Here is a 20438-nt window from a genome sequence, read left to right as displayed (position 1 = left end):
TCGGCCGCCTGACTCACCAGGAGACACGGACTTCCTTGGCGTTTGGATCCACAGCCGCGCCATATCTTTTGATCGCGTAACCTCCGGCGGCCACAGCCGAGGATTTCAGCACAGGCTCAATCACAAGGAAAAGCTTCTCGGCGTCTGGCCCGTACAGATAGAGGGTGCATTTGCCCCCGCCAAACTCGTCACCGTCAAATTCGCCGACATGCGCATTCGAAACCGCTTGTTCCAACCGATCTTCCAGAACTTGGAGCGATTGCCTCTCGTCCGGCGCCCCGAACTGACCGCCACTCAGAAGAAGATAGACGATCACGGCTTGTTCCAACGGTCATCTCCCGAAGTTAGGCCCTCTAAAACTCAATCCCCTGCTGCGCTTTCACGCCCGCAGAAAAATGGTGCTTGGTCACACCCATCTCCGTCACAAGATCCGCCGCCTCGACCAGTGCCGGCTTGGCGTTGCGGCCGGTGACTACGACATGCAGGCCTTCGCGCCGCGCCTTCAACGCCGCCACCACCTTGTCGATGTCGAGATAGTCGTAGCGCAGCGCAATGTTCAGTTCGTCGAGCACGACGAGGCTGATAGAGGGATCGGCGATCAGCTCCAGCGCCTTGGCCCAGGCGGCTTCGGCAGCCGCGATGTCGCGCTTCAGATCCTGCGTTTCCCAGGTGAAACCCTCGCCCATCGTGTGCCAGACGACGCGGTCGCCGAAGGCGGCAAAGGCATCCTTTTCGCCGGTGTGCCATTTGCCCTTGATGAACTGGACGACGCCGACACGCTTGCCGTAGCCGAGCATGCGCAGCGCCAGCCCGAACGCCGCCGTGGTCTTGCCCTTGCCGGGTCCGGTGTTGACGATCAGCAGCCCCTTCTCGACCGTCTTTTCCGCAACCTCGGCATCCTGCACCGCCTTGCGCTTGGCCATCTTGGCGCGGTGGCGTTCTTCGTCTCTTGCGTCGATATCGGTCATTATTTCACCTTGAGCGGCAGCCCGGCCACCATCAATAGCACCGTATCGGCAATGGCCGCGACCTGCTGGTTGAGCCGGCCGGCAGCGTCGCGGAAACGGCGCGCGAGCGCGTTGTCGGGCACGATGCCTTGCCCGACTTCGTTGGAGACCACAAACCACGGCCCGCGCGGCCGCGCCAGCACATCGCCAAGCCGCCGGCATTCTGCATCAAGATCATGGTCGGAAAGCATATGGTTGGTCAGCCACAGCGTCAGGCAGTCGACGAGCACCGGCTGGTTGTCAGGCAAGACCTCGAGCGCGCCGGCAAGATCGAGCGGCGCATCAATGGTCGTCCAGCCTTCGCCGCGCCGCGACCGATGCTGCGCGATGCGCGCGCGCATCTCGTCGTCATAGGCTTCCGCGGTGGCGATATAGGCCCATGGTGGCGGCAGCGTCGTCGCCAGGGTTTCGGCATGCGCGCTCTTGCCGGAGCGCGCGCCGCCGATGATGAAGGTCAAACTGCGATCAGGCAAAGCTGTCGCGCAGGCTGGTCGCCGTGCCGGTGAAGCGTCCGCGCACCAAGCCGACAACCGCGCCGAGCACCAGCCAGAACACCAGATTGGTCACCGTCACCGCCACCACGAACTGATGGTGCAGGCCTTCGGGAATCGTTGTCTTGAAATCGTCGGGCTGCGGCGCGCCGACAATATGCGGGGCAACGATGAGCAGCACGGCCAGGACGGTTAGCGGCGCCGAGGTGCGGAAAGCGATCAGCGCAAGGCCTATCGCGGTCGCGATCACCGTTGCCCACCACCAGATCTGGCGCTGGAGCAGATCGGCAACCGGCATTGCCGGCAGTTCCGGCGGCAGGCCGAGGCCCGGCGCCAGCGTGAACACGGCAAAGCCGGCCAGGCCCCAGAACACGCCCTGACGCCAATTGCCGATGCCGCCGGCGAATTCGGAAACCGCCACCAGGACCAGCGCGAAACCGATGCCGGTAACGATGTTGGCCAGCACGCTGAACGCGAAGCGCTCGAAGCCATCGGCCGGCGCCCAGCCTTCGTCCTCCGCCGGCGCGGCCGCTTCAGCCGGTGCGGGTGCTGCGGTGCTCATGGCCTTGGTGCCCGCAGCGTTGGCGGCGGGCGCCGCAGCATGCTCATGGTCATGGCCGCCACCGGCCTGTTCGTAGACTTCCGCCTTCAAGATGAGCGGCACGGTGGCATAGGCCTGCATGCAGGCGAGAACGACGCCAGCCACGAGCCCGGCAATCGCCGCGACGAACACGACGTTGCGAAACAGGTTCATGATGTCAGATCCTCGTCAGTGGCAGGGAAACGCCATCGAATGGCGATAGTCGTGCGCGGCATTGTGGACCGCATCGATATGCGAGAAGCCGACAACGCCGATGACGAAAATGCCCAGAAACGCGCTAAGCACGAGCTGCATGAAGCGCGACTGCGAGGAGACGGAAGCGCCGAGGGAGACGGTAGCGGTATTCATATCTTGTCCTTTCGCCCTCCACCCGAGGGCATCGAAGTCAGTTCCCTGTCGCCGGCAGGTCTCCTGGCTCGCGGATCAGCGCCCTTCCCCACCTTCCCGAAGAAAAATCCTCAGTGGCTTGGAGAGGACTACCGCACACAGTTGCGGGGGCAGCCACGGCATCGGGCAACAAGACAGCCCTCACCGCATTCCCTCTTGGTCCCTAATGGAACCGACGACATGCGTGACTATAGGCTGAAACAGCCGCATCCGGCAAACCAAATTCCGCCGGCCAACAGCGCGAATGCGCCATGCAGCGTTACGGGTTCAAGGCGGAGATCCGCTCGGCAACCAGCCGCTGCAGCCGCCACAGATGGCGATCGTGAATGCCGCGCTCCTCCAGATTCTTCACCGTATTGTAGAGATAGTCGGCGCCTGACCCCCAGTGCCCGCAGGAAGTGGCCAGCCTGTCGACCACCTTCGCTTCGTCGAGCGGGCCGGAATAGGTCAGCCCGTTGCGGTTGATGACGAAAGCCAGGGCTCTGAGCGGACCGGCCTCGCTTGCAAGCTTCAGCATGCGCGGCCGGTAGCTTGTCGGCTTCAGCGTGACTTCGCGCCGGAACAGCCGGCCCAACTGCTCTCGCCGGTTGTCGTCGGCCAGCCGGAAGGCGACGCCTTTGCACTGTCCGCCACTGTCGAGCGCCATCATCAGGCCGGGGCTTTCCTTGGTGCCGCGCCAGCGCGTCATGTTCATGCAAAAGGAGCGGTGCCAGCCGCGTGCCAGCGCAACGCGGTCCTCGACATAATCGATTTCCGGTTTCCAGATCAGCGAGCCGTAGCCGAACAGCCACAGCGGTTCGCTGTCGGGGAGTTCGGCCTGCAATTCATCCAGCAGCGAATCGTAGTCGCTGTCATCGAGGTGCATCGCCTCCGGGTCAGGTCCGGCGTCGGCGATCTCGCGCCAGCAGCGCGCGACCAATTCCGGCGTAAGCGACATCTGTCGTGAGGCCACGTTCCGAATCCCCCATATCGCGACATGATTATGCGCCGCGCCTCAAATCGGCAATGTCAGCCGCAATTGACAAACGATTTACCGGGGTGTCGGCTGATGCATCACAGGAAGCCAGCCATGCAACCCAATCCGAGCCAGCGCGCCCCCTATAACGGCCTGACCAAGGCCGAACCGACGCTGCCGTCCTCGGCCTATTGGGACGCGGAAAGCTACCGGCGCGATCTCGACGCCATCTGGTACAAAAGCTGGCTGCTCGTCTGCCGCGAGGCCGACCTTGCCCAGCCCTTGGCTTTCAGGACCTTCCGCGTCGGCACGCAGGAGATCGTCGTGCTGCGCGACGACACCGGCGAACTGCGCGCCTTCCACAACACCTGCCGGCATCGCGGCTCGCAGCTTTGCCAGGAGAGCGAGGGCCGGCTGAAGGCGCGGCTCATCACCTGCCCCTACCACGCCTGGTCCTATTCGCTGCGCGGCGACCTCGTGCGCGTTCCCTCGAAATCGCTGCCCGAGGGTTTCGACAAGGCCGACCTTCCGCTCTATCGCGTGGCGCTGTCGGTCTGGCGCGGCTTTGTCTTCGTCAACCTGCAGGAGGATGCCTCCGGTTCGGCGCAGGCGTCCTTCGATCCGGCATCCGGCAACCTCGGCAACTGGCCATTGGAAACGCTGGTATCAGGCCATGTGCTGCGCAAGGTGATGAACTGCAACTGGAAGATCTTCTGGGAGAACTTCAACGAGTGCCTGCACTGCCCCGGGGTCCACAAGGACCTGTCGCGGCTGGTGCCGATCTACGGCCGCGGCCTGATGAGCCGGCACGACGACCCCGACTGGGTTCGCCATGCCGACAATGACGCGCCGGAGTTTTCCGGCGGCTTGCGCGCCGGCGCCGAGACCTGGTCGCGCGATGGACACGCCCATGGCCCGGTCTTGTCCGGCCTGACGCCGGCCGAGCGCGCGGCCGGCCAGACCTATGCCACCAATCTGCCCTCGATGTTCATCGTCGGCCATGTCGACTATGTCCGCACCGTGCGGCTGACACCGCTCGGCCCCGAGCAGACCGAACTCACCGCCGAATGGCTGTTCGCGCCGGAGGCACTGGCTGAGACCGACATCGACAATGTCGTCGCCTTCGGCACCCAGGTGCTGGAGGAGGATGCCGCGATCTGCGAGATCAACCAGAAAGGCCTGCGCTCGATGCGCCACCAGGCGGGCGTGCTGATGCCCGAGGAATACGATCTGCACCGCTTCCACAACTGGGTGCGCGAGCGGCACGCGGCGCTCTGATCCTCAGAGAGACTTCGGCAGATAGCGCCACGTTGCGAAGCCGCAGACCGCGCCAGCACGCTGGGCGGGCGAACACCGATCCGTTCCCGGCAAAAAACGAATTTCGGTCAAAGGCCTTCCGCCGCAGGCCTCAAGCGTCGGCTGATGCAGCATGCGCGATGCGCCCCGCAGGCAAGCGCGGGCGGCCTTCTTTTGTCCGGTGCAACCGTGATAGTCGTCTTCAAGGGCTGATTCAGATCGCGAGACCATGAGCATTCATACCGCACCCCCTGGAGATCGACCGAAGCGCATCGTCGCCATCGACATCGTGCGCGGCATCGCGCTGATCGCCATGGCCAGCTACCACTTCACCTGGGATCTCGAAAATTTCCACTACACCGATCCCGGCCTTACCGCCGTCGGCTGGTGGAAGATCTATGCGCGCTGCATCGCCTCGACCTTCCTGTTCCTGGTCGGCGTCAGCCTGTTCCTCGCCCATGGCAGGCAGATCCGCTGGAACGGCTTCTGGAAGCGGTTCGCCATGGTAGCCGTCGCGGCGGTGGCCATATCGGCGGTCACGTATTTCATCACGCCCGACAGCTTCATCTTCTTCGGCATCCTGCACGAGATCGCGCTGGCCAGCCTGCTCGGCCTTCTGTTCCTGCGGCTGCCGGCGCTGCTGACGCTGGTCGTGGCGGCGATGGTGATCGCAGCCCCCCTCTATCTCCGATCCGAAGCCTTCGATCATCCAGCACTTTGGTGGGTCGGCCTGTCGGCGATCAACCCGCGCTCCAACGATTATGTGCCGCTGTTTCCATGGTTCGGCGCGGTGCTTTTCGGCATCGCCGCGGCAAAACTCGCCTCCACCAGCGGCGTGCTGGCGCGGCTGGCGACGCTGACATCAGGAAGCTGGGCCAAGCCGCTCACCTTCATCGGCCGCCACAGCCTGGCTTTCTACTTGATCCACCAGCCGTTGCTGTTCGGCTGTGTCTGGCTGTTCTCGCAGATCGCGCCGGCGCCGGTCGAGACACGGGAAGTGGTGTTCCTGAAGGAATGCCAGGTATCCTGCGAACAGCAGCGCGACACGGAGTTCTGCGCCAGCTATTGTGTGTGCATGCTGGACACGCTGCAAGGCGAGGCAGCATTCGACCGGCTCTACAATGGCGACCAGACCCCGGAGTTCAAGGCGCATCTCGGTGAACTCGCCGGCATCTGCACCGCCAGGACGGAGGAGAGCCCGATGACGCAGGGAGGGCAACAATGACCGACAAGGCGCCAAAACCCGGGCCGCCGAAACGAGGACTGATTCCGTGGCCGCCGCTGATCTACTGCGCCGCCATCGCCATCAGTGTCGTGCTCGGCTTACTCTATCCCCTGCCCTGGATCGGCGACCTGCTGGGCGACCTTTTGTTCGCCGCCGGCTTTGTGGTGCTGTTTGCCGTCGCCGCACTGTGGTTCACCGCGATCCGCACCATGATGCGGGCCAGGACGACAATGAACCCCAATGGCGTGCCGGAGCATCTGGTGACGTCAGGCCCGTTCGGAGTCACCCGCAATCCGATGTATCTCGCCAACACGCTGCTGTTGATCGGCGCCGCCCTTGTCTCGGGGATTTTCTGGTTCCTGCCGCTGGCGCTGATCGCGGCCTTCGCCACCCAGAAGGTCGCGATCGAGAGCGAGGAAAAAGTGCTGGCGGCCAAATTCGGCAAGAAGTATCGCGATTACGCAAAGCGGGTCCGGCGCTGGATCTGAGAGCGGTACTTCGGCGAGTGACTGATACGCCCAACCCTTCGTCATCCACGGGCGGAGCAAGGAGCGAAGCGACGCAGCGCAGACCCGAAGATCCATGCCGTGACGCTAAATCATTGCAAACGTTGCGAAATTATGCGCCGCTGCACTCCACGGCCAAGGTCACAGAATGGATTCTAGGGTCTCCGCGACGGAGCTTCGCTCCTGCTTCGCCCTAGAATGACGAAGGTTCAGGTGTTAACCCCTAGCTCCACCAGCCGCTCCACGCACGACTCTTCCGCCTGGTCGAGTTCCGCCAGCGTTTCTTCAAGATCCCGCCGCTTCTGCCTGAGATCCTCGCGCTTTTCCTCGATGCGCCTGATCATCAGGTTGAGCTGGCCGACCTCGCCTGGCGGCTCCTTGTACATCTGGATGATTTCGCGGATTTCGTTGATCGAGAAACCGAGTCGCTTTCCACGCATGATCTGGCGGATCAGATGCCGGTCCGACGGGCGAAACAGCCTTGTGCGGCCGCGCCGGACCGGTTGCACCAGCCCCTCATCCTCGTAAAAGCGCAGCGTCCGCGTCGACACGTCGAATTCGCGCGTCAGTTCGGTGATCGAATAATATTCCCGCATTCTCGCTCCAAATGTCGGACATTGGAAAATGACCGGTCGCCGGCATTTCCAACGCATTCCGATCAACCCCGTTCCAAGCCGGACTCGGCGTGAAACCCCGACACGAACGTCGCACGGCATTTACGTAAAAGTCAATTGAGACCGCGCTACCCATTCTCTAGGGCACCGCGAACCACCAGGTGGCCAGTCCCAGAAAGGCAAAAAAGCCAACGACATCGGTGACCGTGGTGACAAAAACCGCCGACGCCACCGCCGGATCGATCTTGAAGCGGTCGAGCAGCAGCGGGATCAGGATGCCGGCAAGTGCGGCCACGAACATGTTGATGATCATCGCCGCAGCGATGATGCCGCCCAGATTGGGATCGCGGAACCAGGCCGCCGCGACGATGCCGATCAGCACGGCAAAGATGATGCCGTTGATCGAACCCACGCCCATTTCGCGGCGGATGATGCGTCCGGCATTGTAGATGTCGAGGTCCTTCGTCGCCAGCGCACGCACCGTGACGGTCATGGTCTGCGATCCCGCATTGCCGCCCATGCCGGCCACGATCGGCATCAGTACGGCCAGCGCCACAATGTGCTCGATGGTGCGATCGAACAGGCCGATCACCGATGCTGCGAGGAACGCGGTCAGCAGATTGACCAGCAACCAGGGAACGCGTGAGCGCGAAGTCGACAGGATGCTGTCGGACAGCTCTTCGTCGCCGACGCCGCCCATTCGCAACAGATCTTCCTCGGCCTCCTGCTGGATGACGTCGACGACGTCGTCAATGGTCAGCACGCCGACCAGCCGTTCGTTCTCGTCGACGACGGCGGCGGAGAGAAGATCGTACTGTTCGAAGTCCCGCGCCGCCTCTTCCTGGTCCATGGTAGCCGGGATGGCGTGACGCGTCTCATGCATCACCTCCTCGACCTTGACCGTGCGCTTGGTGCGCAGGATCTGGTCGAGGTCGATGGCCCCAAGCAGCTTGAAGCTCGGATCGATGACAAAGATCTGGCTGAAACGGTCGGGGAGGTTCTTGTCCTCGCGCATGTAGTCGATGGTCTGGCCGATGGTCCAGAACGGCGGCACGGCGACGAACTCGGTCTGCATGCGGCGACCGGCCGTCTCTTCGGGATAGTCGAGCGAGCGGCGCAGCCTGATCCGCTCGGTGAACGGCAGTTGCGACAGGATCTCGTCCTGGTCTTCCTTTTCGAGGTCTTCGAGAATGTAGACCGCGTCGTCGGAATCGAGGTCCTGAACGCCCTGGGCGATCTGTTCGTTGGGCAGGCTGTCGACGATGTCGCGGCGGATCGCCTCGTCGACTTCGGTCAGCGCCGAAAAGTCGAAATCGGTGCCGAGAAGCTCGACCAGGGCGCGGCGCTGTTCGGGGTGCAGCGCCTCGAGCAGATCGCCGAGTTCCGACTGGTGCAGGTCGTCGACTCCGCGCTTCAGCGTCAGCGTGTCGCGATCGGCGATGGCAGCGCCGATCTGCGCCAGGAACGACGACAGAACGACGCCGTCCTCGCCATAGATGTCGACGTGGGTATCGTCAGCGGCTTTGGCGCCGCTCGTCTGTTCGTGTTCGCCTTCCACCGGCGCCTCCCGCCATCAGGATTCCGGACAAGCTGCAATCTTAGGAATAGAGCATGAAGCGGCAGTACGATTCGATTTGCGAACCTATCGCCCTAACGCACGGAATATCAAACGAAATACACCCTATCCGGCCAATTGACGACACCGGGCAGCAAGATCGCTCCAGCCGCAGCAACTATGCCGTTTCCATCGAAAACCGATGCCCCGCCGGCTTCAGACGACGCGACAGCGCATGTCGCTGGGGAAAGAGCACCCCCGCACGGTTGGGGCAGAATTGTCATGATGCAGGTCCTGATATCAACCGGACCCGCCCAGGCCGCAACCAGAACAGCCGGAAGCCCTTGAAGACCAGGTCACAGACAGAAACCAAGGCAACCGCGGAACGGCGCGTGCGCGTGGTCGTGGCCGAACGCAATCCGCTCGTGATATCGGCGCTGCGCGAAATGCTGGACTGCGACGGACGCTTCGAGCTCCTGGCCTGTGTGCAAAGCGGCAGGCATTTCCTCGAGCTGGCAGCGGAAGGTGAATTCGACGTCGCCGTCATCGGCTGGAAGCTCGCCGACATGGACGGCGCCGATGTGTTGGCCGAGGTTCACAGCCGCAAGCTCGGCGTGCGCATCGCGGTGTTTTCCAACGACCACGACATCGGCATCCTGAAGCAGTGCGTGCGGCTCGGCGCCCAGGGCTACTGCTTCCAGTTCGACGACCCGTCGATCATCTTCGAAACGATCCTGGCGGTCGCGCATGGCCGCATCTGCATCCCCTATATCGACATCAACAAGGTCAACGACACGCCCTTGTCGCAGCTCACCGTGCGCGAGCGCGAGCTGCTGGCGGTGCTGTCCGACGGCTGGACCAATCTGCAGATCGCCACGCGGACGGGGATTTCCGAGAACACGGTAAAATACCACCTCAAGAATCTCTACGACAAACTCGACGTCCGCAACCGGGCCATGGCTGTCGCCCTCTATTCGAGGGAAAGGCGCACCTCGAAACAACCTTTCGGGTAGGACAAACACCGTGCCACCCGGGTAGGCCGATCGGGTAGGCTTTCCCCACCCGCAGGCAGTGAGATGTTACCCGGCAAGGTGTTGTCGCCTTTAGCCGTCGAAACGAAACTCCCCATCACCGCTTTGCTGGATCAGGAGGAGTTCGCACCATGGCCGGTTTCACCCATCTTTTCATTCCCGGACCGACCAACATTCCCGAGCAGGTCCGGCAGGCGATGAACCTGCCGATGGAGGATATGCGCGCCGCGTCCTTCCCCGATCTCACACTGCCGCTGTTCGAAGACATCAAAAAAGTTTTCAAGAACGAGACCGGCCGCGTCTTCATCTACCCCTCCTCCGGCACGGGCGCCTGGGAAGCGGCGATGACCAATGTGCTCAGCCCCGGCGACCGCGTGCTGATGTCGCGCTTCGGCCAGTTCTCGCATTTGTGGGTCGACATGGCCGAGCGCCTCGGCTTCGAGGTCGATGTCATCGACTGCGAATGGGGAACGGGCGTGCCGCTCGAGCTCTATGCCGAGCGGCTGAAGGCCGACAAGGCACACCGCATCAAGGCAATCTTCTGCACCCAGAACGAGACCGCGACCGGTGTGACCAGCGATGTCGCCGGCTGCCGGGCCGCGCTCGACGACGCCAACCACCCTGCCCTGCTCTTCGTCGACGGCGTTTCGTCGATCGGCTCGATCGATTTCCGCCAGGAGGAATGGGGCGTCGATTGCGCCGTCTCGGGCTCGCAGAAAGGTTTCATGCTGCCCGCCGGCCTCGGTTTCCTCTCCGTCAGCCAGAAAGCGCTCGCCGCATCGCGCACGGCGAAGCACCGTCGCTGCTACTTCTCCTTCGAGGACATGATCCGTACCAACGACACCGGCTATTTTCCCTATACGCCGGCTACACAGCTGCTGCGCGGCCTGCGCGCCTCGCTCGACCTGATCGCCGAGGAAGGGCTCGAAAACATTGTTTCCCGCCACCATCGTCTCGCCGAAGGCGTGCGCAAGGCGGTCGACGCCTGGGGCCTGAAGCTATGCGCCAAAGCGCCGAAATGGCACTCCGATACGGTCAGCGCCATTCTGGTACCGGAAGGCATCGACAGCGCCAACGTCGTCAAGCGTGCAGCCGGGGCCTACCAGACATCCCTCGGCGGCGGCCTGAACAAGGTGGCCGGCAAGGTCTTCCGCATCGGCCATCTCGGCTGGCTGAACGAGGTGATGGTGCTGGCCTCTCTGTCCGCGGCTGAACTTACGCTGCTCGATTGCGGCGTCCGGCTGGCGCCAGGCTCCGGTGTCGGTGCCGCCATCCAGCATTTCCGCGCCTCGGCCGCCGTGCCGGTCGCCGAAGCCGCCTGAGGGACAAGACGATGAGCCACACCATCAACCATTTGAAGAAACTGCGGCTGCAGCGCTCAGAACTTGCGGTTCCCGGCTCCAGCCCGGAGATGATCGACAAGGCGGCCAACAGCGCCGCCGACTTCATCTTCCTCGACATCGAGGATGCGGTCGCCCCGCCCGACAAGGAGCGCGCCCGCAAGAATATCATCCAGGCGCTCAACGACATCGACTGGCGCGCCAAGGGCAAGACCGTCTCGGTGCGCATCAACGGCCTCGACACCCATTACATGTACCGTGACGTGGTCGACGTCATGGAACAGGCCGGCGACAGGCTGGACACCATTCTGGTGCCGAAGGTCGGCGTGCCGGCCGATCTCTACATGGTCGAGGCCATGGTCAACCAGATCGAGATGGCGAAGGGCTACAAGACCCGCGTCGGCCTCGAGGCACTGATCGAGACGGCGCTCGGCATGGCCAATGTCGAGGCGATTGCCGCCACGCCCGGCCGGCTGGAAGCGATGCATTTCGGCGTCGCCGATTATGCCGCAAGCTGCAAGGCCCGCACCGTCAACATTGGCGGCCTCAATCCCGATTATCCCGGCGACCAGTGGCATTTCGCGCTGTCGCGCATGACCGTCGCCTGCCGCGCCTATGGCCTGCGCGCCATTGACGGGCCGTTCGGCGACTTCTCCGATCCGGAAGGCTACATCGCCGGCGCCAGGCGCGCCGCGGCGCTGGGCATCGAAGGCAAATGGGCGATCCACCCATCGCAGATCGCGCTCGCCAACGACGTCTTCTCGCCGCCGGAAAAGGAAGTCACCCGCGCCAGGCGCATCCTTGAGGTGCTGAAGGAGGCCGAGGCCGCCGGCAAGGGAGCGGCAGCGCTCGACGGCAAGATGATCGACGCCGCGTCGGAGCGCATGGCGCGCAACGTGCTGGTGGTGAACGAAGCGATCGAACGCGCGGGCCAGGCCCGCGTCGCCGCGCACTAATACCGGGAGGACAAGATGGACATCCACGAATACCAGGCCAAGGAACTGCTGGCGCGCCACGGCGTGCACGTGCCGCGCGGCGGACTGGCCTACAGCCCCGAGCAGGCGACCTACAGGGCGCGCGAAATCGGCGGCGGCAAATGGGTGCTGAAGGCGCAGGTGCATTCCGGCGCCCGCGGCAAGGCCGGCGGCATCAAGCTCTGCGTCAACGATGACGAGATTTCCAACGCCGCCGAAGCGATGCTCGGCCGCAAGCTGGTGACCAACCAGACGGGACCGCGCGGCAAGCTGATTTCGCGCCTCTATCTCGAGGAAGCCGTCGATATCGCGCAGGAGCTCTATCTCGGCTTCGTCCTCGACCGGAAGGAGGAGCGCGTCATGATCGTCGCTTCGGCAGCGGGCGGCATGGAAATCGAGGAGATCGCCGAGACTGCGCCGGATTCGATCATCCGCGCGGCGGTCGATCCCGGCGTCGGTATGCAGCGTTTCCAGGCGCGCGAGATCGCCTTCGGGCTCGGGCTGGAAGACAATCTGATCGGCAAAGCGACCGAAACCATCTTCAGCTGCTACCAGGTGTTTCGCGACTATGACGCCTCGATGCTGGAGATCAACCCGCTGGTGGTGACCCGCGACGGCAATCTGATCGCGCTCGACGCCAAAATGTCGTTCGACGAGAACGCGCTGTTCCGGCGGCCGGAAATCTCGGAACTGCGCGACAAGAGCCAGGAAGACCCGCGCGAAACCTTCGCCAGCGACCGTGGCCTCTCCTATGTCGGCCTCGACGGCAACATAGGCTGCATCATCAATGGCGCGGGCTTGGCCATGGCGACCATGGACATGATCAAGATCGCCGGCGGCGAGCCGGCCAACTTCCTCGACATTGGCGGCGGCGCCTCGCCCGAGCGTGTGGCGAAATCCTTCCGCGCCGTGCTCGGCGACAAGAATGTCGAGACCATCCTGGTCAACATCTTTGCCGGCATCAACCGCTGCGACTGGGTCGCCGAGGGCGTCATCAAGGCGATCCGCGAGGTCGGCGTCACCGTGCCGCTGGTTGTGCGGCTCTCCGGCACCAAGGCCGAGGAAGGACGCAAGATCCTGGCCGATTCCGGCGAAGCGGTGATCGTTGCGGACACGCTGGCCGAAGCCGCCGAAAAGGCCGTCGCCGCATGGCGCGCGGCCACCAAGAAAAAAGCAGCCTGAGGGAGGGAGAACACATGGCAATCCTGCTCAACCGCAGCACCCGCGTCATCGTCCAGGGGTTCACCGGCAAGATCGGCAGTTTTCATGCCGAGGACATGAAGCGCTACGGCACCAAGCTGGTCGGCGGCGTCACCCCCGGCAAGGGCGGCCAGAAGCATCTCGGCCTGCCCGTCTTCAACACGGTCAAGGGCGCGGTGCGCGAGACCCGCGCCGAGGCCAGCATCGTCTTCGTGCCGCCGCCCTTTGCCGCCGATTCGATCATGGAAGCGGCGGATGCCGGCATCAAGCTCTGCGTCTGCATCACCGACGGCATCCCTTCGCAGGACATGATGCAGGTCAAACGCTACATGCGCCGCTACCGCTACGAAGACCGCATGCGGCTGATCGGCCCGAACTGCGCCGGCGTCATTACGCCGGGACAGGCGCTGATGGGCATCATGCCGGGCTCGATCTATCTGCCCGGCCGCGTCGGCATTGTCGGCCGCTCCGGCACGTTGGGCTACGAAGCCGCGTCGCAGATGAAGGCGCTCGGCATCGGCGTTTCGACCAGCGTCGGCATCGGCGGCGATCCGATCAACGGCTCTTCGTTCAAAGATATGCTGAAGCTGTTCGAGCAGGATGACGAGACCGACGCCGTGGTGATGATCGGCGAGATCGGCGGTCCACAGGAAGCCGAAGCCGCGATCTGGGCGCGCGACAATATGAGGAAGCCGCTGATCGCGTACATCGCCGGCCTCTCCGCTCCGAAAGGCCGCCGCATGGGCCACGCCGGCGCCATCATCTCGGCCTTCGGCGAGTCGGCGCAGGAGAAGGTCGAAATCCTCAAAGACGCGGGCGTCGTCATCGTGCCGACGCCGTCGTCCTTCGGCGAGGTGGTGGCCGATACGCTGTCGCGGATGAAGAAAGCGGCGTGAGGCCATCGCCTGAATAACCCGGAACGTGGGGGTTGGCGCCATCGCCAACCCCGTCGATTGGCAGGATGTCAGATGAAACCCCGTTTGATTGTCACCCGCAAATGGCCGGCCGCCGTCGAAGCGATCCTCGCCGAGCGCTTTGACACGACGTTCAACGTCAGCGACACGCCCTTGAGCCCGGCAGCGATTGGATCGGCTTTCGCTGACTATGATGCGATCCTGGCAACGGTCAGCGACCGCTTGCCAGACGAAGTGTTTCCAGAATCCTCCGCTCGCACCCGGATCATCGCCAATTTCGGCGTTGGCTTCAGTCATATCGATGTCGCGGCCGCCCGCGAACGCGACATCGTGGTGACCAACACGCCGGGCGTGCTGACCGATTGCACCGCCGACCTGGCGCTCAGCCTGATATTGGCTGTCGCGCGCCGGACCGGTGAAGGCGAGCGCCAGCTACGCGCCGGAGAATGGCGCGGCTGGTCGCCAACCCACATGGCCGGCGCGAAAGTGTCGGGCAAGACGCTCGGCATTGTCGGCATGGGCCGCATCGGCAAGGCGACAGCCAGGCGCGCGCATTTCGGCTTCGGCATGAAGATCGTGTTCTTCAATCGCTCGCCGGTCGACGATGAGGAGACTCGCGCAATGGGCGCCGTGCAGATGCAAACCCTGGAAGGGCTGCTCACGGCATCCGACTTCGTCTCCTTGCACTGTCCGGGCGGCGCGGAAAACCGCCACCTCATCGATGCCCGCAGCCTGCGGCTGATGAAGCCCGGCGCGTTCCTGATCAACACGGCGCGCGGCGACGTTGTCGATCAGGACGCCCTGATCGGTGCGCTGGAAAGGCGCGAAATCGCCGGCGCGGGCCTCGATGTTTTTGACGGCGAACCCGCCGTCCCAGAAGCACTGAAGCGGTTGGAGAACGTGGTCCTGTTGCCGCATCTGGGCTCCGCGACCGAGGAAACGCGGGTGGCGATGGGCATGAAGGTGGTGGAGAACCTGACCGCCTTCTTCGAGGGCCGCCCGGTGCCAGATCGGGTCGCCTGACCACAGGCCAACCTCGGCCCGAGGAGGAAAGCGGTTGGAACAGAGCAAACCCATAAAGTTTCGCGAGGACGAGCGCAGCCTTTTGTTGCGGCTGCTGCTTCAGGTCGCAAGCGCGCGCGAGCCCGAGATCGCCGCCGTTCTGAGCGGGCGCAGGTCGCTTGTCTCGCTGGCCCCGGAACAGCGCATCCCGGCCCTTCAGGCGAGCGGCGTATGGTTCCAGTTGCTGGCGATATCAGATGAGTTGCTTGCCATGCGCACGCGCCGCGAACTCGAACAAGGTGCCGGCGCCGACGAAGTGCCCGGATCCTTCGCCAGCGTGATCGCGCAGATGGCGGCGAACGGCCACTCGGCGCAGGAAGTCCAGGCGACGGTCGACGGGCTCTGCGTCGGCCCGACCATGACAGCGCACCCGACGGAAGCCAAACGCGTTACCGTTCTCGAAATCCACCGCCGCATCTATCGCAAGCTGACCGAGCTCGACCAGCCGCGCTGGGCGCCACGCGAACGCGATCTTCTGGTCGCCGATCTGGAAAGCGAGATCGAGCTTCTGTGGATGACGGGCGAATTGCGGCTGGAGCGCCCGACGGTCGAACGCGAAATCGCCTGGGGCCTGCATTTCTTTCGCGAAGTCATTTTCGAGGCGACGCCACAGCTCTACGGCAAGCTTCAGGACGCCTTCCAGCGTCACTATCCCGGAGAGCAGGTCAGAATTCCTTCCTTCATGCGCTATGCTTCGTGGATCGGCGGCGATCGCGATGGCAATCCGAACGTGACCGCCGCCATGACCGCCCATGCCTTGGCCGAATACCGCAACACCGCCATTGGCTGGTACCTGACGCAAATGCAACGGCTGGTGACGGCGCTCAGCGTCAGTTCGAACGTCGTCGACCTGCCGGAAAACTTCACGCCGCTGCTGCAAAAGGCGCTCGACAAAAGCGGCTGGGCGCATGAAATCACCGCCCGCAACCCTGACGAACCGCTGCGCCAGTTCGCTTCGGCCTTGCTGGCTCGGTTGGAGGCCACGCGAGATGGCGGTGTGGCAACGTACCCCTCTGCAGCGGCGTTCGGTGCCGATCTCAGCGGGCTGTCTTCCGTCCTCGAGGCGATTGGAGGCCGAGCTGTGGCCAGGCGTTTCGTCCAGCCGCTGCTCCAGCAAGTCGGAAGCTTCGGCTTTCGTACGGTCTCGCTCGATGTCAGGGAGAACTCCACGGTCGTCAACCGCGTGCTGGCCGAGCTGTTTGCGCTGACCGCCGATCCCGTCGCGGCCGGCACGCCGCAATGGTCGGCGCGCATACGCTCAGCCCTCAGCCAAAGCGAGCAATTGGAGATCGACGCCGGCCGCCTCTCGCCTGAAGCACAAGAACTGCTTTCGACATTCGCGGTCATCGCCACCTCCGGCGCGGACACCGACGCCGTCGGCTGTTTCGTTCTCTCGATGACCCGCTCGGTCGACGATCTGCTGGCGGTCTATCTGTTGGCGCAATATTGCGGACTGTCGACCGGCAGCGGCGGCACGATCAGGCTGCGGATCGTGCCCTTGTTCGAGACCATCGCCGACCTGCAGGCCGCCCCTGCCATCCTCAATGGACTGCTCGACACATCGCTGGTGCGGCGCACGGTGCGGGATTTCGGTGCGCGCCAGGAAATCATGCTCGGCTACTCCGATTCCAACAAGGACGGCGGTTTCCTGGCCTCCAACTGGGAACTGGCAAAGGCGCAGAAGCGCCTCGCGGCCGTCGGGCGCAAGCAAAAGGTCCGGATCAGCTTCTTCCACGGCCGTGGCGGCTCCGTCAGCCGTGGCGGCGCGCCGACCGGCCGGGCGATCGCGGCGCAGCCGGCTGGCACAGTCGCCGGAGCCATGCGGGTGACGGAACAAGGCGAGGTCGTGTCGTCGAAATTCGCCAATCGCGGCACCGGCCTCAACCAGCTCGAGATCCTCGCCGCCGGCGTGCTGGCCCACAGTGTCGGTCCACCCAGCGACATCGAGACAAAGCAAGCGCCTGAGTTCGAGGAAGCGCTGGAAGCGCTGGCCGGCATGTCGCAGGCCTCCTATGCCAGGCTGATGGCGGAGCCAGGCTTCCTGGATTATTTCAACCAGGCGAGCCCGGTGGCGGAGCTGGGGTTGCTGAAAATGGGCTCACGGCCGGAGCGCCGTTTCGGCGCCGGCGGCATTGCCGATCTGCGCGCCATCCCCTGGGTGTTCGCCTGGAGCCAGAACCGCCATCTGCTGACCGGTTGGTATGGTATCGGCAGCGCGCTGAGTTCCTTCGTCGCGGTGCGCGGCGATGCAGGGCGAGACCTCCTGGCGCGCATGTTCGAACACTCGCGCTTCTTCCGTCTGATCGTCGACGAGGCGGAGAAGACGCTCTACCAGTCCGACATGGAGATCGCGCGGCTCTACGCCGGCCTGGTGTCCGACAGCGATGCCGCGGCAAGAATCCACACGCGCATCGCCGCCGAGTACGAATTGACGCGACGCCTGATCCGCGACCTTACCGGGGGCGATCTTTCCGTGCGCTTTCCCATGTTCAAGCGGCGCTTCGACAGCCTGCAGGGACCGATGGACGACATCCACCGGCTGCAAGTGGATCTGCTGCGTGAAGTCAGGGCGAATACCGGCGCGGCGGATCAAAAGCGGGCTACCGACGCCCTGCTCGTCTCGATCAATTGCATCTCGTCTGGCCTTGGGTGGACGGGATAGGCTCGGTTTTCGCAGAGCGACCAACGTCACCTGGCGTCATCGTCCGAAGCTGATCGACCACGGCGCGGACGAAGAAGGCGGCGTGATTTTCAACGCCTCCGTCGTCAGTTTCAGACGGCAGGCAGCCTGAACGACTGTGCTCTGGATCCCTCACATACGCCCGCGCGCACCCTCTGGGTCATAGGGAGAGTCGGCGATCACCCTTGCCGGGCGCCGCTCACCGAGGATTGACACCTCCAGCGCCGTGCCGGGCGTGCCAAGCTCCGGCGGCAGCAGCGCCAATGCTATGTCATGGCCGAACGTGTAGGAGTAGCCCGCCGACGTGACGCGGCCGACAAGGCTGCCGTCGCGATAGACGCCCTCATAGGCAAAGGCGCTTGCCCCATCGGTATCGATGGACAGCGTGACGATCCGGCGTGGCAGGCCCTGCTTCTGCTTCGCGACCAGGGCGGCGCGGCCGATGAAGTCGCCCTTGTCGAGCCTGACGAAGCGGTCGAGACCGCTCTCCCAGGCCGACAGTTCGAGGTTCATGTCGCGGTACATGGCGCGGAAAGACTTGTCGAGACGCAGCGATTCCAGCGCCTGCAGACCGACCAGCCTGAGCCCATGCGCCTCACCTGATGCCAGAAGCGCGTCCAGCAAATGCCGTTGATAGCAGAGCGGATGATAGAGTTCCCAGCCGAGTTCACCCGAATAGTTGACGCGCATCAGCCGCACGTCGCTGGCCAGGCCGACGGTCGCCGACTGCACGCTGAACCAGGGGAAAGCCTCGTTCGACAGATCGATCTCCGTCAGCGGCTGCAGAACGTCGCGCGCCTTGGGACCGACCACGGTGAAGCTGCCGCGATCGTTGGTGACGTTGCGCAGTTGTACGCTGCCGTCCTTCGGCAGCAGCCGGTTGAGGTCGTCGTAGTTCCAACGCTCGGCGCGCGGCGTTGAGACGAGGTAGAACAGGTCGCCTTGCAATCGCGCCACGACATATTCGGCCTGCACGCCACCTGCCGGCGTGAGATGGTGGGCGAGCGCGATGCGGCCGAGGCGCGGCAAGCGATTGGCGAGGATCCCGTCGAGCCAGCGCTCGGCACCCGGGCCGCTGACCTCGAATTTCGTCATCGGCGTCATTTCGACCAGACCGACGGCTTGCCGGACCGCCTGGACTTCTTCGCCGACATAGGTCCCCTTGGCGGTCCAGCGCCAGCTGTACGAATTGCGGGCCTCGACGCCCGAAGGTGCGAACCAGCTTGGCATTTCCCAGCCGTTCAGCACATCCCACACAGCGCCGAGCTGGCTCAGGAGGTCGTAGGACGGAGCTGTTTTCTGCGGTCGTGCCGCCGGCATGTCCTGACCCGGATAATGCTGTGTTGCGTGGGTGCCCCAGGCTTCCCGGACCTTCTCCCGGGCCCAGTTCTTGTTGGCATGGTCGCCAAAGCGCCTCGGATCCAGTTCCGCCGTATCGATGCTGTTGCCGCCTTCGACAATCCGCTCCGAAAGATAGTGGCCGATCGATCCGCCCCACAGGATGCCGCCCGGCACGCCTTCGGCCAGCCAGACATTCTCAAGCCCACAGGCCGGCCCCATCAGCGGCAGCTCGTCGGCCGTCATCTGGAACGGTCCGCGGACGTTTCTCTTGATGCCGGCGCGTCCGAGCGCGGGCACGAGTTCCGTCGCCCGCTCCCAGTTCCAGGAAACGGCATCGAAATCCTCATCGAGCAGGTCGGCGCCGAACCATTCGGGCACGCCGTTTTCGGCGAACAGCTTGAGCTGTTCGGTGCGCTCGTAGGGGCCGAACAGCAGCCCGTCCCCCTCTTCACGCAGATAGCCCTCGTAACCCTCGTCCCTCAGGATCGGCATTTCCGGAAGGCGCTGCCGCTTGCGCTCCACGACTTCGGGCACCGCGTCGGTGATCCAATACTGATGCACGATCGGAATTGCCGGAATGTGGAGGCCCAGCATGGCGCCTGTCTGGCGTGCATAATTGCCAGTGGCAAGGATTACGTGTTCGCAGACCATGTCGCCACGGGAGGTTCTGACCTTCCACTCGCCACCCGGCATCCGCTCGAATCCCGTCACTTCGGTGCCGAGGTGGATCTTTGCGCCGAGGTCTCGTGCACCCTTGGCCATGGCCTGGGTCACGTCGGCGGGTGCGATGTGACCGTCATCGGGGTGATAGAGCGCGCCGAGCATGCCGCTGTTGTTGAGCAGCGGCCAGATTTCTCGCGCCTCGGCGGGCGCTACGATCCGCGCCCGTATGCCCTGAACCTCGGCGACATCGATATAGCTGCGGTATTCGTCGAGCCTGTCGCGCGTGTTGGCGATGCGCAGCTGGCCGCATTTGTGCCAGCCGACCTTCTGGCCGGTTTCGGCTTCGAGGCCCTCATAGATCTCAATGGATTTGGCGATCATCCGCCCGACGTTGAGACTGCGGGCATAGGAGGGTATCAGCCCCGCCGCATGCCATGTCGAACCGGCAGTGAGCTGCGTCCGCTCGAGCAGCGCGATATCGCTCCAGCCGCGCTTCGCCAAGCCATAAAGAACACCTGCACCGACACAGCCGCCACCGACGACCACCGCACGAAAATTACCCAACATGCCCGATGCCCCTGGATGAAATTGTCATG

General features: G+C 63.9%; 19 protein-coding genes and 1 riboswitch. Of the genes, 10 read left to right on the top strand and 9 right to left on the bottom strand.

The window, feature by feature from the left end:
• Positions 1 to 13 precede the first annotated feature (13 nt).
• The 6 genes from ACWTU9_RS28295 to ACWTU9_RS28270 all read right to left on the bottom strand — a co-directional run bounded on the left by ACWTU9_RS28295 (position 14) and on the right by ACWTU9_RS28270 (position 3438).
• Positions 14 to 328, bottom strand: a complete 315-nt coding sequence (locus ACWTU9_RS28295; protein WP_455861191.1) for a hypothetical protein — start codon at positions 326 to 328, stop codon at positions 14 to 16.
• Positions 329 to 353: 25 nt separating this feature from the next.
• The gene (cobO, locus tag ACWTU9_RS28290) at positions 354 to 968 is read right to left on the bottom strand and encodes a cob(I)yrinic acid a,c-diamide adenosyltransferase (RefSeq protein ID WP_455861190.1); all 615 of its coding nucleotides are present in this window, start codon (positions 966 to 968) and stop codon (positions 354 to 356) included.
• Positions 968 to 1480 (bottom strand): bifunctional adenosylcobinamide kinase/adenosylcobinamide-phosphate guanylyltransferase, encoded by a 513-nt coding sequence (gene cobU, locus ACWTU9_RS28285; protein ID WP_455861189.1) that lies wholly within the window; start codon positions 1478 to 1480, stop codon positions 968 to 970. Before cobU ends, cobO begins: the two co-directional genes overlap by 1 nt.
• Positions 1473 to 2252: a CbtA family protein gene (locus tag ACWTU9_RS28280; RefSeq protein WP_455861188.1), complete on the bottom strand. Its 780-nt coding sequence runs from the start codon at positions 2250 to 2252 to the stop codon at positions 1473 to 1475. The genes cobU and ACWTU9_RS28280 overlap by 8 nt, the downstream gene beginning before the upstream one ends.
• Before the next feature lie 15 nt (positions 2253 to 2267).
• Complete coding sequence (locus ACWTU9_RS28275) at positions 2268 to 2447, bottom strand: CbtB domain-containing protein (RefSeq protein ID WP_455861187.1); 180 nt, start codon at positions 2445 to 2447, stop codon at positions 2268 to 2270.
• Positions 2448 to 2483: 36 nt separating this feature from the next.
• Positions 2484 to 2678, bottom strand: a riboswitch (cobalamin riboswitch).
• A 67-nt stretch (positions 2679 to 2745) separates the two neighbouring features.
• Positions 2746 to 3438 carry a gamma-glutamylcyclotransferase gene (locus tag ACWTU9_RS28270; protein ID WP_455861186.1) on the bottom strand — a complete coding sequence of 231 codons (693 nt, stop codon included), beginning with the start codon at positions 3436 to 3438 and terminating at the stop codon, positions 2746 to 2748.
• A gap of 117 nt (positions 3439 to 3555) precedes the next feature.
• Between ACWTU9_RS28270 and ACWTU9_RS28265 the strand changes: the two genes are divergently transcribed.
• From ACWTU9_RS28265 to ACWTU9_RS28255, 3 genes are all read left to right on the top strand, one after another.
• Positions 3556 to 4719 (top strand): aromatic ring-hydroxylating oxygenase subunit alpha, encoded by a 1164-nt coding sequence (locus tag ACWTU9_RS28265; protein WP_455861185.1) that lies wholly within the window; start codon positions 3556 to 3558, stop codon positions 4717 to 4719.
• A 247-nt stretch (positions 4720 to 4966) separates the two neighbouring features.
• Positions 4967 to 5962, top strand: coding sequence for a DUF1624 domain-containing protein (locus ACWTU9_RS28260; protein ID WP_455861184.1), 996 nt, complete (start codon positions 4967 to 4969; stop codon positions 5960 to 5962).
• Positions 5959 to 6450: a methyltransferase family protein gene (locus ACWTU9_RS28255; protein WP_455861183.1), complete on the top strand. Its 492-nt coding sequence runs from the start codon at positions 5959 to 5961 to the stop codon at positions 6448 to 6450. Before ACWTU9_RS28260 ends, ACWTU9_RS28255 begins: the two co-directional genes overlap by 4 nt.
• Before the next feature lie 227 nt (positions 6451 to 6677).
• On the opposite strand, the gene ACWTU9_RS28250 is transcribed toward ACWTU9_RS28255, so the two are convergent.
• Together ACWTU9_RS28250 and mgtE are read right to left on the bottom strand one after the other, a co-directional pair.
• Positions 6678 to 7064, bottom strand: coding sequence for a MerR family transcriptional regulator (locus tag ACWTU9_RS28250; protein WP_095494799.1), 387 nt, complete (start codon positions 7062 to 7064; stop codon positions 6678 to 6680).
• A 157-nt stretch (positions 7065 to 7221) separates the two neighbouring features.
• On the bottom strand, positions 7222 to 8640 hold the full coding sequence (gene mgtE / locus ACWTU9_RS28245; RefSeq protein WP_455861182.1) for a magnesium transporter: 1419 nt from the start codon (positions 8638 to 8640) through the stop codon (positions 7222 to 7224).
• A 389-nt stretch (positions 8641 to 9029) separates the two neighbouring features.
• Between mgtE and ACWTU9_RS28240 the strand changes: the two genes are divergently transcribed.
• The 7 genes from ACWTU9_RS28240 (at position 9030) to ACWTU9_RS28210 (ending at position 17820) form a co-directional block, all read left to right on the top strand.
• Positions 9030 to 9650, top strand: coding sequence for a LuxR C-terminal-related transcriptional regulator (locus ACWTU9_RS28240; protein WP_455861181.1), 621 nt, complete (start codon positions 9030 to 9032; stop codon positions 9648 to 9650).
• A gap of 149 nt (positions 9651 to 9799) precedes the next feature.
• The gene (locus ACWTU9_RS28235; RefSeq protein WP_455861180.1) at positions 9800 to 10990 is read left to right on the top strand and encodes an aminotransferase class V-fold PLP-dependent enzyme; all 1191 of its coding nucleotides are present in this window, start codon (positions 9800 to 9802) and stop codon (positions 10988 to 10990) included.
• 11 nt (positions 10991 to 11001) lie between these two features.
• Entirely contained in the window at positions 11002 to 11964 is a 963-nt protein-coding gene (locus ACWTU9_RS28230) for an HpcH/HpaI aldolase/citrate lyase family protein (RefSeq protein WP_455861179.1), read from the top strand.
• Between the two features lie 15 nt (positions 11965 to 11979).
• Positions 11980 to 13164, top strand: coding sequence for a malate--CoA ligase subunit beta (locus tag ACWTU9_RS28225; protein WP_454577545.1), 1185 nt, complete (start codon positions 11980 to 11982; stop codon positions 13162 to 13164).
• 14 nt (positions 13165 to 13178) lie between these two features.
• Complete coding sequence (gene sucD, locus ACWTU9_RS28220; protein WP_454577546.1) at positions 13179 to 14078, top strand: succinate--CoA ligase subunit alpha; 900 nt, start codon at positions 13179 to 13181, stop codon at positions 14076 to 14078.
• A 72-nt stretch (positions 14079 to 14150) separates the two neighbouring features.
• The gene (locus ACWTU9_RS28215; RefSeq protein WP_455861178.1) at positions 14151 to 15119 is read left to right on the top strand and encodes a 2-hydroxyacid dehydrogenase; all 969 of its coding nucleotides are present in this window, start codon (positions 14151 to 14153) and stop codon (positions 15117 to 15119) included.
• 34 nt (positions 15120 to 15153) lie between these two features.
• Positions 15154 to 17820 carry a phosphoenolpyruvate carboxylase gene (locus ACWTU9_RS28210; protein ID WP_455861177.1) on the top strand — a complete coding sequence of 889 codons (2667 nt, stop codon included), beginning with the start codon at positions 15154 to 15156 and terminating at the stop codon, positions 17818 to 17820.
• A gap of 150 nt (positions 17821 to 17970) precedes the next feature.
• Here ACWTU9_RS28210 and ACWTU9_RS28205 read toward each other — a convergent pair whose 3' ends face one another.
• A complete protein-coding gene (locus ACWTU9_RS28205; RefSeq protein ID WP_455861176.1) occupies positions 17971 to 20409 on the bottom strand; it encodes a GcvT family protein in 2439 nt (812 codons plus the stop codon).
• Positions 20410 to 20438 lie beyond the last annotated feature (29 nt).

Source organism: Mesorhizobium sp. 128a, assembly GCF_053848025.1.
The sequence above is the reverse complement of the archived record's forward strand: the minus strand, read 5'-3'. Positions and strand labels throughout refer to the sequence as shown.